The sequence below is a fragment of the Shinella pollutisoli genome, assembly GCF_024609765.1.
Classification (GTDB): Bacteria; Pseudomonadota; Alphaproteobacteria; order Rhizobiales; family Rhizobiaceae; genus Shinella; species Shinella pollutisoli.
This window is the reverse complement of the sequence record NZ_JANFDG010000011.1, coordinates 91,358-106,493: the sequence shown is the minus strand read 5'-3', so window position 1 is coordinate 106,493 and position 15,136 is coordinate 91,358. Positions and strand designations below refer to the sequence as shown.

At 67.7% G+C, this 15,136-nt stretch carries 13 protein-coding genes; 2 read left to right on the top strand and 11 right to left on the bottom strand.

Annotated elements, in window-relative coordinates:
* Nucleotides 1-220: 220 nt before the first annotated feature.
* Genes NNZ72_RS11040 through NNZ72_RS11030 form a run of 3 tightly spaced genes read right to left on the bottom strand, consistent with a single transcriptional unit; the run spans nucleotide 221 to nucleotide 4,132 of the window.
* Complete coding sequence (locus NNZ72_RS11040; protein ID WP_257315363.1) at nucleotides 221-1,351, bottom strand: ABC transporter substrate-binding protein; 1,131 nt, start codon at nucleotides 1,349-1,351, stop codon at nucleotides 221-223.
* A 34-nt stretch (nucleotides 1,352-1,385) separates the two neighbouring features.
* A complete protein-coding gene (gene gcvT, locus NNZ72_RS11035) occupies nucleotides 1,386-2,513 on the bottom strand; it encodes a glycine cleavage system aminomethyltransferase GcvT (protein WP_257315362.1) in 1,128 nt (375 codons plus the stop codon).
* Nucleotides 2,514-2,518: 5 nt separating this feature from the next.
* A complete protein-coding gene (locus tag NNZ72_RS11030; protein ID WP_257315361.1) occupies nucleotides 2,519-4,132 on the bottom strand; it encodes a phytoene desaturase family protein in 1,614 nt (537 codons plus the stop codon).
* Between the two features lie 188 nt (nucleotides 4,133-4,320).
* Here NNZ72_RS11030 and NNZ72_RS11025 point away from each other — a divergent pair, with 188 nt between their 5' ends.
* A complete protein-coding gene (locus tag NNZ72_RS11025; protein WP_257315360.1) occupies nucleotides 4,321-4,950 on the top strand; it encodes a helix-turn-helix domain-containing protein in 630 nt (209 codons plus the stop codon).
* A gap of 42 nt (nucleotides 4,951-4,992) precedes the next feature.
* Here NNZ72_RS11025 and NNZ72_RS11020 read toward each other — a convergent pair whose 3' ends face one another.
* The 7 genes from NNZ72_RS11020 to NNZ72_RS10990 all read right to left on the bottom strand — a co-directional run bounded on the left by NNZ72_RS11020 (nucleotide 4,993) and on the right by NNZ72_RS10990 (nucleotide 13,186).
* Nucleotides 4,993-6,498 carry an aldehyde dehydrogenase gene (locus tag NNZ72_RS11020; RefSeq protein ID WP_257315359.1) on the bottom strand — a complete coding sequence of 502 codons (1,506 nt, stop codon included), beginning with the start codon at nucleotides 6,496-6,498 and terminating at the stop codon, nucleotides 4,993-4,995.
* A gap of 21 nt (nucleotides 6,499-6,519) precedes the next feature.
* On the bottom strand, nucleotides 6,520-7,308 hold the full coding sequence (locus NNZ72_RS11015) for an ABC transporter permease (protein ID WP_257315358.1): 789 nt from the start codon (nucleotides 7,306-7,308) through the stop codon (nucleotides 6,520-6,522).
* A 10-nt stretch (nucleotides 7,309-7,318) separates the two neighbouring features.
* On the bottom strand, nucleotides 7,319-8,188 hold the full coding sequence (locus NNZ72_RS11010; RefSeq protein ID WP_257315357.1) for an ABC transporter permease: 870 nt from the start codon (nucleotides 8,186-8,188) through the stop codon (nucleotides 7,319-7,321).
* The gene (locus NNZ72_RS11005; protein WP_257315356.1) at nucleotides 8,185-9,267 is read right to left on the bottom strand and encodes an ABC transporter ATP-binding protein; all 1,083 of its coding nucleotides are present in this window, start codon (nucleotides 9,265-9,267) and stop codon (nucleotides 8,185-8,187) included. The genes NNZ72_RS11010 and NNZ72_RS11005 overlap by 4 nt, the downstream gene beginning before the upstream one ends.
* Before the next feature lie 276 nt (nucleotides 9,268-9,543).
* Complete coding sequence (locus NNZ72_RS11000; protein ID WP_257315355.1) at nucleotides 9,544-10,602, bottom strand: ABC transporter substrate-binding protein; 1,059 nt, start codon at nucleotides 10,600-10,602, stop codon at nucleotides 9,544-9,546.
* A gap of 29 nt (nucleotides 10,603-10,631) precedes the next feature.
* Entirely contained in the window at nucleotides 10,632-12,023 is a 1,392-nt protein-coding gene (locus NNZ72_RS10995; protein ID WP_257315354.1) for a sigma 54-interacting transcriptional regulator, read from the bottom strand.
* Entirely contained in the window at nucleotides 12,020-13,186 is a 1,167-nt protein-coding gene (locus NNZ72_RS10990) for a PAS domain S-box protein (protein WP_257315353.1), read from the bottom strand. Before NNZ72_RS10990 ends, NNZ72_RS10995 begins: the two co-directional genes overlap by 4 nt.
* 318 nt (nucleotides 13,187-13,504) lie before the next feature.
* Between NNZ72_RS10990 and pncB the strand changes: the two genes are divergently transcribed.
* Complete coding sequence (gene pncB, locus NNZ72_RS10985) at nucleotides 13,505-14,809, top strand: nicotinate phosphoribosyltransferase (RefSeq protein WP_257315352.1); 1,305 nt, start codon at nucleotides 13,505-13,507, stop codon at nucleotides 14,807-14,809.
* Between the two features lie 57 nt (nucleotides 14,810-14,866).
* Here pncB and NNZ72_RS10980 read toward each other — a convergent pair whose 3' ends face one another.
* Nucleotides 14,867-15,076 carry a helix-turn-helix domain-containing protein gene (locus tag NNZ72_RS10980; protein WP_257315351.1) on the bottom strand — a complete coding sequence of 70 codons (210 nt, stop codon included), beginning with the start codon at nucleotides 15,074-15,076 and terminating at the stop codon, nucleotides 14,867-14,869.
* Nucleotides 15,077-15,136 lie beyond the last annotated feature (60 nt).

Below are 15,136 nucleotides of genomic sequence, written 5' to 3'. Positions count from 1 at the left end.
GTCCGGGGCTGTCGTATATGGAAGCGACCTGGCCGTTTCCCCTTCTCCCCGGCGGGGAGAAGGTGGCCCGAAGGGTCGGATGAGGGGGCGAGTTCGCCGCATCTTGCCTACGCCCCCTTTCATCCCGCTGCCGCGGCCTTCTCCCCGCCGGGGAGAAGGGGCAGGAAGCACCCTCGCCATTCCACAGGCGATTCCCGTCTCCTTGCCCGCACGCCCTCGCTCAGCCGCGCGACGTGGTGGCGATCGTCTGCTTCATGCGGTCGTTGAGCGCGTCCCAGTTCGCGCCGAAGGCGTCCCAGCCCTTGAGGCTGAAGAGGTTGAACGTCTTGGCGATCGCCTCTTCCGTCGTCGGATAGTCCGGCCAGTGTGCCGGCGGCGTCAGGTCCGTGCGCGACAGGAAGTCGGTCGAGTTGTCGAGGAAGCGCTGCTGCGTCTCCTTTTCGAGGAGATAGGAGAGGAAGAGGTCGGACAGCTCCGGATGGCGGGTGCCGCGGACCTTCATGAACCAGTTCGTGTAGGAGGCGGTTCCCTCGGCCGGGATGGCGATCTCGTGCGTCTCGCCGAACTCCTTCATGAAGCCGCGGGCGTCGGCGGAATAGACCATGGCGATCTCGGCCGTCTCCTGGATGAGGATGTTGGCGAGCTCCGCCCCGTCGCTGTACCACTTCGCCATTTGCAGCTTGTCGAGCTCGGCAAACAGCGCCTCGACCTCGGCCGGGCTGTCGAAGACCTCGTCGATGCCGGGCTTGCGGTCGGAGAGGATGGCGGGCACGCAGAGGTCCCAGTAGAAGGCGGCCGCGTCCATGGTCGTCTTGCCCTTGGCGCGCTCGTCCCAGAAGCCTTTCCAGCTTCCGGCGCCGATGCCCGAGGAGCGGCTCGCCACCATCCACAGCGACCCGCCGCCGAAGGGCACGCCGTAGTCGCGCGCCGCGCCGCGATGCGCGTCGAACCAGGGCGACACGGCCTCGAAGCCCTTGATCCCGGACCGGTCGGTCTTCAGGAAGACGTTCTCGGCAAGGCCGAGCGAGGTCGTGTATTCGTCGGCGATGGTCAGGTCGAAGGGCGGGTTGTCCGCGGGTGCCGCCTTGATCTGGGCGATCATCTGGTCCCAGCCGCCGACCGTCTCGACCTTGGTCCCGTATTTCTCGTTGAACGGCTCGACGACGCTCTCGCGAAAGCTCTGCTCGTGGTTGCCCGACCAGGAGACGACGATCAGGCTCTCGCCGGCAAACGAATCCTGCGCGCCGGCGAGGCTTGCCCTTCCGAGGATCGCCGGCGCTGCCAGCAGCGCGGTCGCCTGCGCCGTATGCTTGAGGATCGAACGGCGTGTGAATCTGCTGTTAATCGGCATGGCGTGCTCCCCTTTGTGGTTCTTGAAACTCTGCCTAGCTGCGTGCCCGCTCTCCCGCCGGGTCGTAGACCGGCTTGCGGTGGAGCGTGACGGGAACCCGTTCGCCGCCCGCCGAAGCGATGACGAGCGACAGCCCGTCCGTATCGAAACCGGTCTCGACATAGCCCATCGCCAGGCTCTTGCCGACCGTGTGGCCCTTGGCCGCCGAGGTGACCGCGCCGACCTTTCGCCCCTCCGCCTCGATGGCGTCGCCGATCGCGAAGGTGGGCGCAAGGTCGTCGGCGGAAAGCAGGACGAGGCGCCTTTCGGTGCCGTTCTGTGCCTGTTCCGCGATCCGCTCGCGGCCGATGAAGTCGCCCTTGGCGGCCCGGAAGGTCCAGCCGAGGTCCGCCTCGATCGGCGTCGAGGCCTCCGAGATGTCGAGCCCGTAGAGCGGGTATTTCTTCTCCATGCGGAGCGTCACCAGCGCGCCGAGCCCGCAGGGACGAAGCCCGTGCGCCTTGCCGGCGGCGACGACGGTGTCCCACAGGTGCCCGGCATATTCCGACGGATAGAACAGCTCGAAGCCGAGCTCGCCCGAATAGCCGGTGCGGGAGATGACGGCGCCGGGAATGCCGGCGACGGCCCCTTGCGTGAACTGGAAATAGCGCAGGCTGTCGTTTCCGAGGTCCGCATCGGTCAGCGATTGCAGGAGTGCGCGCGACTGCGGCCCCTGCACCGAGAGATAGGCGTCGCGATAGCCGAGATTGACGATGGCGACGGGGTTCGTCCCGCGGTTCCGCTCCAGCCAGGCGAGGACGGGGCCGACACGCGTCGGCGTCGGCGCGAGCCGGTATTCCGTCTCGGAGAAGCGGAAGACGGTGAGGTCGTCGATCATGCCGCCGTCGGCGTTGCAGATCGAGGTGTAGCGCACGCCGCCGACCGCCATGCCGGCGATGTCGTTGACCGAAAGCCCGTCGAGGAAGGCGGCCGCGTCCGGCCCGATCACCGCGATCATCACCTGGTAGTAGACGTCGAAGATGCCGACCGCCTCGCGCGTCGCCTTGTGCTCCTCCGCGATGGAGCCGTAGTGATAGGCGGCGGCGAAGCCGACGCGGTCGACGAACTCCGCGCCGAGTGCGGCTTGCCGGGAATGATAGGGGGTGTTGCGGGTGAAGGTCATGGCGCTCACCGGATGTCGCGCAGGATTTCGCGCGCGGCGTTGAAGCCGGGGATGCCGGAGACGCCGCCGCCCGGATGCATGGACGAGCCGCAGATATAGAGGCCGCCGATGGGGGTCCGGTAGTCGGCATAGCCCGAGACCGGCCGCTGGAAGAACAGCTGGTCCGGCGACAGTTCGCCGTGGAAGATATGGCCCTGCGGCAGGTTGACGATCTTCTCGATGTCGGGTGCGACGAGGAGCTGCGCCTCGATGACGTCGTTGGAGAAGCCGGGTGCGAAGCGCTCGATCGTGTCGAAGACGACCTTGCGGAAATTGTCCTTTTCCGTCGCCCAGTCGCCGCCCTTCAGCTCGTAGGGGGCGTGGCCGCCGAAGAAGTTGACGACGTGCTTGCCGGGCGGCGCCAGCGTGTCGTCGACCATCGTCGGGCAGACCGGCGTCAGGAACGGCGCGCTCGAATACCAGCCGTACTTGGCGTCGTCATAGGCCCGCTCGAGATAGTCGATGTCCGGCGCGATATGCATGTAGGTCGGGTAGTCGAACTTGCCGAGCACGCCGTCGGCGCGCACCTTGTCGAGGATCGTGTATTGCGGCGGGCGCTCGCAGGCGACGTTCATCTTGAAGGCCGTCGAGAACGTCCGGTAGCCGCGGATCTCGCGCAGCACCTCGTCCGGCAGCAGCTTGGGGTCGAGCATGTCGAGATAGAGCGTCTTGGCCGACGCGTTCGAGGCGATGACCGGCGCGGTGAACTCGCGCCCGTCCGTCGTCAGCACCGAGCGCACCCTGTTGCCGCCGACCTTGATCTCGGCGACCGACGCATCGGTGACGATGTCGACGCCGTGGCTGCGGGCGGAGGCGGCGAGCGCCTGGGTGATCGAGCCCATGCCGCCCTTGATGAAGCCCCAGCCGCCGGCGCCCTCGTGCTCGCCCATGATGTGGTGCAGGATGACATAGGCGGTGCCCGGCGTCTTCGGCCCGGCGAAGGTGCCGATCGAGGCGTAATAGGCGATCACCGCCATCACGCGCTCGTCCTCGAACCATTCCCTGAGGAAGTCGTAGGCGCTCATCGTCAGCATGTCGGCGATGCGGTACATCTTGCGGCCGACCTTGCGGTAGCGCCAGACGAGCGAGGCCATGTCCCGGAACGTCTTCCAGTCGCGCCGCGACGGGTCGGGCGGCGTCTCCCAGAGCAGCTTGCGGACGATGTCGGTCGCCTCGCGGAGATACTGGTCGAAGACCGGATAGATCTCCGCGTCCTTTTCGGAGAATTTCCGGAAGCTGTCCTGCGTCTTCCTGATGTCCTCGGAGAAGAGGATGTAGTCGCCGCCGTCGACCGGCGAGACCATGTCGGAGCAGGGCAGCACCTCCAGCCCGTGGGCCTTGAGGTCGAGCTCGCGGATGATGCGCGGGTGCAGGAGGCTCATCAGGTAGGAGAAGATCGAGGCCCTGAAGCCGGGTGCGATCTCCTCCGTCACGGCGGCGCCGCCGACGATGCCGCGGCGCTCCAGCACGAGCACCTTCTTTCCGGATTTGGCGAGATAGTTCGCGCAGACAAGGCCGTTGTGCCCCGCACCGATGACGATGACGTCATAAGCGGCCTTTGGCGCGGTTGCGGCACTCATGCGAGCTCCCCCTCGTTGTTATGGCAACCGTCGATATGAAAAACGATACCGCGGATTTTTGAAAAGTAAATATTCAATGCCAAAAATTTGATAGAGTGAATTTTGTGGAATCCGGCAGAGGGCTGGCTTATGGTCCGCGGGATGACGACGCAGACAGGACCGAAATGAGCAGGAACGAGCCGAAATTCTTGAGACCCTCGAACAGCCTCGGCCTCGCCGAGGCCGGGGACGAGACCATCCGGATCGCCGACATCGTCAATCTCGACGGGCGCGTCGGCCAGGACATCAAGGGCCTGCGCAAGGCGAAGGACATGACGCTCGGCGAGCTCGCCGCCGCCACCGGCCTGTCGCAAGGGTATCTGAGCCAGATCGAGCGGGGGCTCGCCAACCCGTCGGTCAAGGCGCTCTATTCGATCAGCCGGGCGCTCGGCGTGACGATCAGCTGGTTCTTCCCGCCGGCGGCCGACGACGACGAGGAACTGCGCGACTTCGTCGTGCGCGCGCCCTCCCGCCGCAAGCTCCACTACGCCAACGGCATCGTCGACGAGCTGCTGTCGCCCAATCTCGACCGGCAGCTCGAGCTCCTCTGGTGCACCTTCCCGCCCGGCAGCCGGAGCGGCGAGACGCCCTATACCCATGTCGGCGAGGAGACCGGGATCGTCGTCTCCGGCCAGCTCGACCTCTGGATCAACGAGAGGCACGTCGTCCTGCTCGCCGGCGACAGCTTCGCCTTCCCGAGCAACACCCCCCACCGCTACGCCAACACCGGCGATGCCGAGGCGGTCGTGATCTGGGCGATCACGCCGCCGAGCTACTGAGGCGCGGCGGGCGGCGCGCCGGATGCGCCGCCCGTTCCAAGATCAGCCGAGGTTGATCCACACGGACTTCGTCTGCGTGTACTGCGTCAGCGCCTCGAGGCACTTGTCGCGGCCGTTGCCGGTCTGCTTGTAGCCGCCCCAGATCGACGTCATGTCGCCGTGGTCGAAGCAGTTGACCCAGACGACGCCGGCCTCGATGTCGCGGGCGAAGGTGTGCGCCTTGGTGACGTCGCGCGTCCAGATCGAGGCGGCGAGCCCGTAGATCGAATCGTTGGCGACGGCGATCGCGTCGTCCACCCCGTCGACCGGGATGATCGCCGCGACCGGCCCGAAGATCTCCTCGCGGGCGATCTGCATGCCGTTGTCGACGCCGGTGAAGAGCGTCGGCTCGACATAGGCGCCGGCCGGTGCCGCGGCGAACGTGCCGCCGCCGAAGCGCAGCGCCGCGCCCTCCCTGCGGCCGATGTCGATATAGTCGAGCACGCGCTTCTGGTGCGAGGCCGTCACCAGCGGGCCGATGGTGGTGGCCGGGTCGAGCGGGTCGCCGAGCACGAAAGTCTCGCGGGTGCGGGCGGTGAAGCGCTCGACGAAATCGTCGTGGATGCCCTTCTCGACGAGGATGCGCGAGCCGGCGTTGCAGACCTCGCCCTGGTTGCCGTAGATGCCGTTGACGGCATAGGTGACGGCGGTGTCGAGGTCGTCGTAGTCGCCGAGCACGATCTGCGGGGTCTTGCCGCCGCATTCCGTCGAGACCCGCTTCATGTTCGACTGGCCGGCATAGATCATCAGGAGCTTGCCGACCTCGGTGGAGCCGGTGAAGCCGATCTTGTCGACGTCGTTGTGGAGCGCCAGCGCCTTGCCGGCCTCCTCGCCGAGGCCGTGCACGACGTTGAGCACGCCCGCCGGCCCGCCCGCCTCGATGAAGAGCTCGGCCAGGAGGTTCGCCGACAGCGGCGACTGCTCGGCCGGCTTCAGCACCACCGAGTTGCCGGTGGCGAGCGCTGGCCCGAGCTTCCAGGCGGCCATCATCAGCGGGTAGTTCCACGGCACGATCAGGCCGACGACGCCGAGCGGCTGGCGCAGGATGTAGTGCAGCGCGTTGGCCGCCGTCGCCGTCACCGCACCCTCGATCTTGTCGATCGTCTCGGAGAAGAATTTCAGCGACGTGACGGAGCCGGGGATGTCGATGTTCATCATGTCCATCACCGGCTTGCCCATGTCGAGGCTGTCCAGCACCGCGAACTCCTCCGCATGCGCCTCGATGAGGGCGGAGAATTTCTCCAGCACGGCCATGCGGGCGCGCGGGTCCATGCGCGACCAGGCGCCGGAGCGGAAGGCCTTGCGGGCGACCGAAACGGCCCGGTCGATCTCTGCGGCACCGCCGCGGGCGACCTCGGCCAGCGTCTCGCCGGTCGCCGGGTTGATCGTCGGGAAGGTGCGGCCGTCGGCGGAGGCGACATAGGCCCCGTCGATGAAGTGCTGCGTGCGGAATTTCAGCGATCCGGCCTTGCTGCGCCAGAAATCGTGGGTGTAGGTCGAGGCGTCCATGCTTGTTCTCCCTTCCATGGATCAGGATCGCTCCCGGTCGCGCAGGAGCGTGACCGAGAGGACGATGAGGACGAAGGACACGGCGACGATCACCGTGCCGATGGCGTTGATCTCCGGCGTGATGCCGCGCCGGAGCGTCGAGTAGATGTAGATCGGCAGCGTCACCTCGCGGCCCGTCAGGAAGTAGGTGACGGGGATCTCGTCGAAGGAGAGCGTGAAGCAGAGCAGCGCCGAGCCCACGATGGCGCTGCGGATGCCCGGCAGCGTGACGTGGCGGAAGGTCTCGAACGGGGTCGCGCCGAGGTCGGCGGAGGCCTCGAACTGGCGGCGGTTGATCTTGGCGAGCCTGGCCATCACCTGCGAGACGACGACGCCGAGGAGTGCCGTGGCATGGCCGATCACCACCGCCGTCAGGCTCTGCGGGATGCCGATCTGCTTGTAGAAGTTCAGCATGGCGATGCCGGTGACGATGCCCGGCAGGCTGAGGGGCAGCAGGATGACGTTCTGGAACAGCCGTTTTCCCGGAAAGTCGTAGCGGTCGAGGGCAAGCGCCGCCGTCACGCCGATGACGACGGAAAGCGCGGTGGCGAAGAGCGCCACCCACAGGCTGTTGGCGAGCGCCCGCAGCATCTGCGCATTGGCGAGGAAGGCCTCGTACCAGTGCAGCGTGAAGCCCGAGAGCGGGAAGGAGGTGACCTTGCTGTCGTTGAAGGAGAAGATCACCAGCATGACGATCGGCAGGTAGAGGAAGGCCAGCACGCCGAGGCTGACGCCGACCAGTCCCCTCTGCCACCAGTGCAAGCGCCGCATCACCGCCTCCTCACGCCAGGTCGACCCGGCCGGCCCGGTCGAGGCGGCTGGAGAGTTGCAGGAGGATCAGCACCAGCGCGAGCACCAGCGTCGCGAGCGCCGATCCGAGCGGCCAGTTGAGGGCGGCGCCGAACTGCGTCTGCAGGAGGTTCGCCACCATCGTCCCGTCCGGCCCGCCGACGAGCACCGGGGCGACGAAATCGCCGAAGGACAGGCAGAAGGTCATGGTCGCGCCGGCGATGACGCCGCCGAGCGAGAGCGGGAAGATCACCTTCCAGAAGGTCATGAACGGGCCGACGCCGAGATCCTCCGAGGCCTCGATCAGCCGGCGGGGGATGTTGTCGAGCACGGTGAAGAGCGGCATCACCATGAAGGGCACGAAGATGTAGACGAGCGTCACGACCATGGCCGTCTGGTTGTAGAGGAAGATGTCGAGCGGCGCGGAGACGAGGCCGGTGGAGACGAGCAGCGAATTCAGCGCGCCGTCGGTGCCGAGGATGATCTTCCACGTGTAGGCGCGCAGCAGGTAGGAGACCCACAGCGGCACGATCACCGACATGTAGAGGAGGTTGCGCAGCTTCTGCGAGCGGACGGTGAAGACGAGGAAATAGGCGAGCGGATAGCCGAGCAGCAGCGCGCAGACGGTGACGCAGGCGGCGATCTTCAGCGTGCGCAGGATGACGGTCGTGTATTGCGGGTCGGCGAGGATCTGCGCGTAGTTGCCGAACTGGAAGTCCGGGTAGAACAGCGGGAACTGCCGCGTCCAGAAGCCGACCGAGATCATGATCGCATAGGGCACGACCATCAGCAGCAGCACCCAGGCGAGCGGCAGCGAGAACAGGGCGGCGAAGCCCGGGATGGTGCGGCGCGTCAGCGTCATGGCCTGTCTCCCGTCTCGAACACCATCACGTCGGCCGGATCGGCATGGACGGTGACGCGGCTGCCCGGCGCGAAGCCTTCCGCCGCCGCGGTGCGCGCCATCTCGGCGAAGAGCGGCCGGGTAGCGCCGTCGAGCGCCAGCTCCACGCGCAGCCGGTCGCCGTGGAAGAGCCGTTCCGTCACCGTGCAGTCGAGCGCGTTCCCGCCGGCGGAGGAGGCGACCAGCAGCCGTTCGGGGCGGATGCCGAGGCTCACCTTGCGGCCGGCGGCGGCGTCCGCGCGCCGGCTCGCCATGGTCTGGCCGCCGGCAAGGCGGAAGGCGCCGCCGCCGAGCGCTTGCGCGTCCAGCAGGTTCGCCGCGCCGATGAAGTCGGCGACATAGGGGCTCGCCGGATGGTCGTAGAGCTCGGTCGGCGAGCCGATCTGGGCGATGCGGCCCTGGTTCATCACGACGATGCGGTCGGAGAGCGCCAAGGCCTCCGTCTGGTCATGCGTGACCATCAGGAAGGTGATGCCGAGCTCGCGGTGGAGCCGCTTCAGCTCGACCTGCATGCCTTCCCGGAGCTTCACGTCGAGGGCCGAGAGCGGCTCGTCGAGCAGCAGCACGCGCGGGCGCCGCACGATGGCGCGGGCCATGGCGACGCGCTGGCGCTGGCCGCCGGAGAGCGCGCCCGGCCGGCGCTCCGCCATGCCGTCGAGGCCGACCATGGAGAGCGCGTCGGCCACGCGCCGGTCGCGCTCGGCCCTGCCGATCCGGCCCGAGCGGACGGTGAGGCCGTAGCCGATGTTCTCCGCCACGCTCATGTGCGGGAAGAGGGCGTAGTCCTGGAAGACGGTGTTGACCGGCCGGCGGTAGGGCGGGCGCTCGGTCACGTCCTCGCCGGCGATGGCGATGCGGCCGGCGCTCGCCTCCTCGAAGCCGCCGACGAGGCGCAGCGTCGTCGTCTTGCCGCAGCCGGACGGGCCGAGCAGGGTGACGAACTCGCCTTCGGCGATGGCGAGGTCGGTCTCGTGAAGCGCGACGAAGGCGCCGTATCGTTTCTGAACGCCGTCGAGCGCCACAATCGGGCTGGAGGTCATCGGGTCCCCGTGTCTCTTGATCGTACGATGCCGGGCAAGGCAATCGAATCCAGAATGCGGCCTTTCCGTTTTCCCCTTCTCCCCGCCGGGGAGAAGGTGGCCCGAAGGGCCGGATGAGGGGTATACCGCCTTGCCTGCGCCTGGCGGTGCCCCCTCATCCCGCTGCCGCGACCTCTCCCCGCCGGGGAGAAGGGGCGGGACGCACCCTCGTCATTCCATATGCGATTGCCCTGCGATGCGAAGGGGAGGGCCGCGCGCGGCCCCTCCCGGCAGATGTCAGGGCGCCGCCTTCACGGCGTTCCAGGTCTCCAGATACTTGTCGAGACGGGCCGGCTGCTGCCACATGACGAGGCTCTTGACGAACTCGACGTTGTCGACCTGCCGCTCCTTCTTGAGCTCGTCGCTCATGCAGCCCTGCACGGCCTTCGGGTTGGCCGGGAAGTAGCCGGTGGATTCGGCGAGCCCGCACTGGCCGTCCGGCGACTGCATGAAGCTCATGAACTTGTAGGCGCAGTCCTCGTTGGGGGAATCCTTCACCAGCATCATCGAGTCCATCCAGCCTTCCGCCTTCTCCTTCGGCGTGAACTCGACGACCTCGAAGCCCTTCTTGAGGTTGTTGACGTCCTTGCTGGTGAGCCCCGTCCAGGCGTTGGAGACGTAGACCTCCTGGTTCGCCATCAGCTCCGTCAGCTCGCCGGCAGACGCCCAGTACTTGCGGATCAGCGGCTTCTGCTCGATGAGCTTCGCCTTCACCGCGTCGAGCTGCTCGTCGGTCAGGTCGAAGATGTTGTCGTAGCCGAGGTAGCGCGCGGTCCAGTAGAGCGCGGACTTGTCGTCCCAAAGCGAGATCTTGCCCTTGAGGGCCGGGTCGAACAGCACGGCGATCGAATCCGGCGCGGTCTCGAACTTGTCCGGCCGGTAGATCAGCGAGACGGAGCCCCAGATCAGCGGCACGGCCCAGGTCTCGCCGTCGGCCACCACGTCGCTTTCCTTCGAGAATTCCGGATAGATGTCGCCGAAGCCCTCCACCTTCGCCGTGTCGATCGGCGCGACGAAGCCGGCGAGGCGCAGCATCGGCACGGTGTCGAGCGAGGGCGTGATGATGTCGTAGACGCCGCCGCCGGCGGCGAGCTTGGCGGCGAAGTCGTCGTTCGAGCCGACATAGGAGGCGCTCACCTTGCAGCCGGAGGCCGCCTCGAACTTCGAGATGAAGCTGTCGACGGCATAGCCTTCCCAGGTGAGGTAGTTCAGCTCGGCGGCATTGGCGGCGAGCGCCTGCGGCAAGACGCTTGCCGTTGCAAGGGCGATGATGGCGGATCTGCGCAGTATCGACATGGTCTGTTCCCCTTCATGTCTCTCGTTGGTCATCTCGTCCGCTTCGTCTTCCTGACGAGGGTGGCGATATCGATGCCGAGCGCCTTGGCGGCGCCTCTTTTGCTTCCATGTTCTGCGATGGATTTTTCCAGGACCCAGCCTTCGAACGCCTGCACGAGGTCCCTGAAACTGGCCGGCGAGCCGTCCTTCCCGCCGCTGCTCATGATGGCGTTGGTGGGCGAAGGCGCGGGCGCGGGGGCGATGAAATGCTCGGCGAGCGCCATGTCCTCGGCCGTCGCCGCGGCGCGTTCGAGGATATTGGCGAGCTCGCGGATATTGCCGGGATAGGCGTGGGCGGCGAGCCGCTCCATGAAGGTCGATGAGAGCCTCAGCGCCGGCGTGCGCCCCGCATTGAGCCGGCGCAGGAAATGCTCGGTGAGCGCCGCGACGAGCTCCGGCTGGTCGCGCAGCGCCGGCAGGTCGAGCGTCACCACGGCGATGCGGTAGTAGAGGTCGCTGCGGAAGGCGCCGCTCGCCAGCAGCGCCGAGAGGTCGGCATTGGTCGCGGTGACGAGGCTGATGCGCGCCTTGCGCCGCTGCACCGAGCCGAGGCGGCTGAAGGTCTGGCTTTCGAGGAAGGCGACGAGCTTCATCTGCGCGACCGGCGTAAGGTCGGTCACCTGGTCGAGGAAGAGCGTGCCGCCGTCGGCCGCCTCGACGAAGCCGAGCTTGCCGCGCGTCGAGGTGTCGAGCGCCGAGCCGGGCTCGATGCCGAACATCTCCGCGTCGAACTGCGCGTCGGTCAGCATGCCGCAATTGACGTGGACGAAGGGCGGTGCGTTGGAGGCGCCGGCCTTGCCGACGAGGCGGGCGAGCTCCGTCTTGCCGGTGCCGGTCTCGCCGGTCAGGAGCACCGCGCTGCCGCGCTCGATGGCGCTTGCCGCCCGCCGCGCGACGGCCTGCAGGCGCGGCGTCAAGACGGGGCTCGCCCGGCCGGCGGCGGCGGGCTCGGCCTCGAAGCGGAACTTGTCGGAGCCCTCGCGATGCGGCCGGCCGGCCTCGCGCAGCGTCAGGAGCGCGCCGTAGGCGCCGCCGTCCGGCGTGCGCAGGATGCCGAGCGAGGCGGTGACGGTGCGCTGCGAGTTGAGCGTGCCCGAGACCTCGATACGCTTCAATTGCTGCAGGGCGGCGGCGAGCTTCTGCACGAGCGGCCCGGCCGTCTTGGCGTGGCGGGCGAGCTCCGAGCCGACGAGGTCGCCGCGCGCGAGGTTGAGGAGCAGCTCCAGCTTGCTGTTGACGAGCTTGATCGTGCCGTCCGTCTCCAGCAGCGCCACCCCGTCCGGGAAGGCCTCGAGGAAGGCGCCGAACTGCGGCTCGTCGATGAAGCCGGGGCGCAGGCGGCGGTGGCCGAGGGCGGTGATGTCGTTGGCGTAGAATTTCATGACGCGGCCTCCGTGAGGCTGCGCGCGCGGCGGCGGGCCTTGCGCCGGGCGGTCAGCACGTAGCGGCGGATCTCGCCCTCGATGCGGGCGGCGCGGAAGCGCCAGACGTCGCGGCTTCCGTCGGCGGCGATGACGGCGAGCTCGCATTCGCCGTCGCCCTCCTCTCCCGACAGGACCGCCTGCCGGAGCTTGTCGAGCGCCTGCCGGGTCTCGATGAAGTGCTGGATCGGCCGGCCGAGCACCTGCTCGGCGGTGCGTCCCCAGACGCTCTCGGCGGCGGGGTTGGCGGCGAGCAGCAGGCCGTCCTCGGAGACGACGAGGATCGGGTCGGGGGCCGCGCTCAGGATGTCCTGCATCGTGTCGGCGCGGTCGGTGAGCTGCTGCTCGCGCTCGCGGTGTGCGCCGATGTCGCGCGTCGTACCCCACAGCCGCACCAGGAAGCCGTCCTTGATCGCCGCGCGGAAATCGTTCTCGACCAGCATCTCGGTGCCGTCGTGGCGGCGGTCGACGGCGACGGCGCGGTCGAGCCGGTAGTTGGAGCGCACGAGGTCGCGCACCATCTGCCGGTTGATCTCGGTCGCCGGGAAGTAGCGCGACACCGGCTGCATGTTGAAGTCGGTGCCGTCCGGCACGCGGTAGAGCCGCGCCATCGCCTCGTTGCAGGCGCGCCAGCGGCTCTGGTTGGCGAAGATGCGCTCGACGATCTCGTCCTCTGCGAGCGACGTGTCGACCGGCTCCAGGAACTCGATGCACCAGCAGGCCTCCGTCGCCGCGCCGATCATCTGCGACAGGATCTCCACGCGTTCGGCGAGCTCCGGACCGATGCCGAGCACGCTCGCCGGCAGCGGCTGCTTGATGACGACGATCCCCCGGGCCGCATCGGCGGCGACCGTGGCGATCATCGGCACCTCGCTGTATTGCGGCGAGTTCACCCAGACGGGAAGGCCGGAGCGGACCGGCTGGTCGCCGCGCGCGATGCCGCGCAGCACCTGCGCCGAGGTGCTGCTGTAGATGCGTTCGAGCGGCAGGCTCTCGCCGTCGGCGATCTTGATGGCGAGTTCGCGCGCCTCCAGCGCGTTGACGGCGCAGACGCGCCCCTGCCCGTCGATCCAGTCGACCATCAGGGCGTCGAAATGCGCGGTGTCGGGCACGTGTATCTTCATTCTCCGATCCTGATCTCGAAGGCTGGCCTTCGTCACGACGGCCGCGCCAACGGACGCGGCAATCCCGCCACAACTGGAAACGGAAACAACCCTGAATCCGTTGGAAAGCGAAATTCGGAGCCGATGATAGGGAAAACAGGTAGAAATGCAGCATTCCGCTGCGGATTTGCGCAACATGGCGATGCGAAACGGCGGTTTTCGACGGGCGGCCCGCCGGTTCGCCCGTCGAATTTGCGGCTATCGCGACGGCGGCAGGCATGCTCATACTGGCGGCGGATGGCAAACCGGGGCCCGACGCCCCGCCGAGGAGTGGCCGGCATGACCGTTACCGACGTCGCGACGCGCACCTACAATCACAACTTCCGCCTCGACCCGATCGTGCGCAGCCTGCTGGACACGGATTTCTACAAGCTGCTGATGCTGCAGATGATCTGGCGGCGGCATCCGGACGTGACGGCGACCTTCTCGCTGATAAACCGCACGCGGAGCGTCCGCCTGGCCGAGATCGTCGACGAGGGGGAGCTGCGCGCCCAGCTCGACCATGCGCGCAGCCTGCGCTTCACGAAGAAGGAGCTGATCTGGCTGTCTGGCAACAGCTTCTACGGCAAGGCCCGCATGTTCGCGCCCGATTTCATCGGCTGGCTTTCCACCTTCCGCCTGCCGGGCTACGAGCTGCGCAAGGCGGACGGGCAGTACGAGCTGGTGTTCGAGGGACCCTGGGCCTGCACGACGATGTGGGAGGTCCCGGCGCTGGCGATCGTCAACGAGCTGAAGTCGCGCGCCGCCATGCGCGACAGGGGGCGCTTCGCGCTCGATATCCTCTATGCGCGCGCCAAGTCGAAGCTCTGGGAGAAGGTGGCGCGCCTGCAGGCGCTGCCGGACCTCGCCATATCCGATTTCGGGACGCGCCGGCGCCACGGCTTCCTCTGGCAGCGCTGGTGCGTCGAGGCCCTCAAGGAGGGGCTCGGCGACCGCTTCATCGGCACCTCCAACGTGCTGCTGGCGATGGATGCCGACCTGGAGGCGATCGGCACCAACGCGCACGAGCTGCCGATGGTCGCCGCGGCCCTTGCGCCCGACGACGCCGCGCTCGTCGACGCGCCCTACCGGGTGCTGGAGGAGTGGCGGCAGCACTACAACGGCAACCTGCTGATCGTCCTGCCCGATGCCTTCGGCACGAAGGCCTTTCTCGCCGGGGCGCCGGACTGGGTCGCCGACTGGACGGGCTTCCGCCCCGACAGCGCCCCGCCCGTCGCCGGCGGCGAGCAGATCATCCGCTGGTGGCGGCAGAAGGGCCGCGACCCGCGCGAGAAGCTGCTGATCTTCTCCGACGCCATGGATGTCGACAGTATCGAGGAGACCTACCGGCATTTCCACGGGCGCGTGCGGATGAGCTTCGGCTGGGGAACGAACCTCACCAACGATTTCCAGGGCTGCGACCCGGACGGCGGCGCCGGCCTCGACCCGATCTCGCTCGTCTGCAAGGTCACGAGCGCCGGCGGGCGTCCCGCCGTCAAGCTGTCGGACAATCCCGCCAAGGCGACCGGCGACCCCGCCGAGATCGAACGGTACCGGCGCCTGTTCGGCGTCCCGGCCTATCAGGCCCGGGCCGTGCGCGTCTGACCCGGCCGCGGCGGGGTCTGTGCCATTCCGGGAAAGGCATGGAGCCGGCCGCGGGGCCTATTCCTCCGGCCTCGACAGGAGCGAGACCGGCTCGATGTCGAGCGCGCTTGCGATCCGTTCCACCACGTCGAGCGTGGGATTCTTCTGTCCGCGCTCGATTCCGCCCATGTAGGAATAGGCGAGGCCGACCTCGGTTGCCAGCGCCTCCAAGGTCATCCCGCGCTTCAGGCGGGTTTTCCGAACGTTCTCTCCGAGAATCTTTGCCATACGCATGGTGCGCATAGCGATAAGGGAGTCTTCAGGTTTACCAGTCATTATAGTGACTGA

Coding starts and splice junctions, on each gene's coding strand:
- NNZ72_RS11005 (WP_257315356.1), bottom strand. CDS start 9,267: ATGACCTCCAGCCCGATTGTGGCGCTCGACGGCGTTCAGAAACGATAC.
- NNZ72_RS11020 (WP_257315359.1), bottom strand. CDS start 6,498: ATGGACGCCTCGACCTACACCCACGATTTCTGGCGCAGCAAGGCCGGA.
- gcvT (WP_257315362.1), bottom strand. CDS start 2,513: ATGACCTTCACCCGCAACACCCCCTATCATTCCCGGCAAGCCGCACTC.
- NNZ72_RS11000 (WP_257315355.1), bottom strand. CDS start 10,602: ATGTCGATACTGCGCAGATCCGCCATCATCGCCCTTGCAACGGCAAGC.
- NNZ72_RS11015 (WP_257315358.1), bottom strand. CDS start 7,308: ATGCGGCGCTTGCACTGGTGGCAGAGGGGACTGGTCGGCGTCAGCCTC.
- NNZ72_RS10980 (WP_257315351.1), bottom strand. CDS start 15,076: ATGGCAAAGATTCTCGGAGAGAACGTTCGGAAAACCCGCCTGAAGCGC.
- NNZ72_RS10990 (WP_257315353.1), bottom strand. CDS start 13,186: ATGAAGATACACGTGCCCGACACCGCGCATTTCGACGCCCTGATGGTC.
- NNZ72_RS11030 (WP_257315361.1), bottom strand. CDS start 4,132: ATGAGTGCCGCAACCGCGCCAAAGGCCGCTTATGACGTCATCGTCATC.
- NNZ72_RS11040 (WP_257315363.1), bottom strand. CDS start 1,351: ATGCCGATTAACAGCAGATTCACACGCCGTTCGATCCTCAAGCATACG.
- NNZ72_RS10995 (WP_257315354.1), bottom strand. CDS start 12,023: ATGAAATTCTACGCCAACGACATCACCGCCCTCGGCCACCGCCGCCTG.
- NNZ72_RS11010 (WP_257315357.1), bottom strand. CDS start 8,188: ATGACGCTGACGCGCCGCACCATCCCGGGCTTCGCCGCCCTGTTCTCG.
- pncB (WP_257315352.1), top strand. CDS start 13,505: ATGACCGTTACCGACGTCGCGACGCGCACCTACAATCACAACTTCCGC.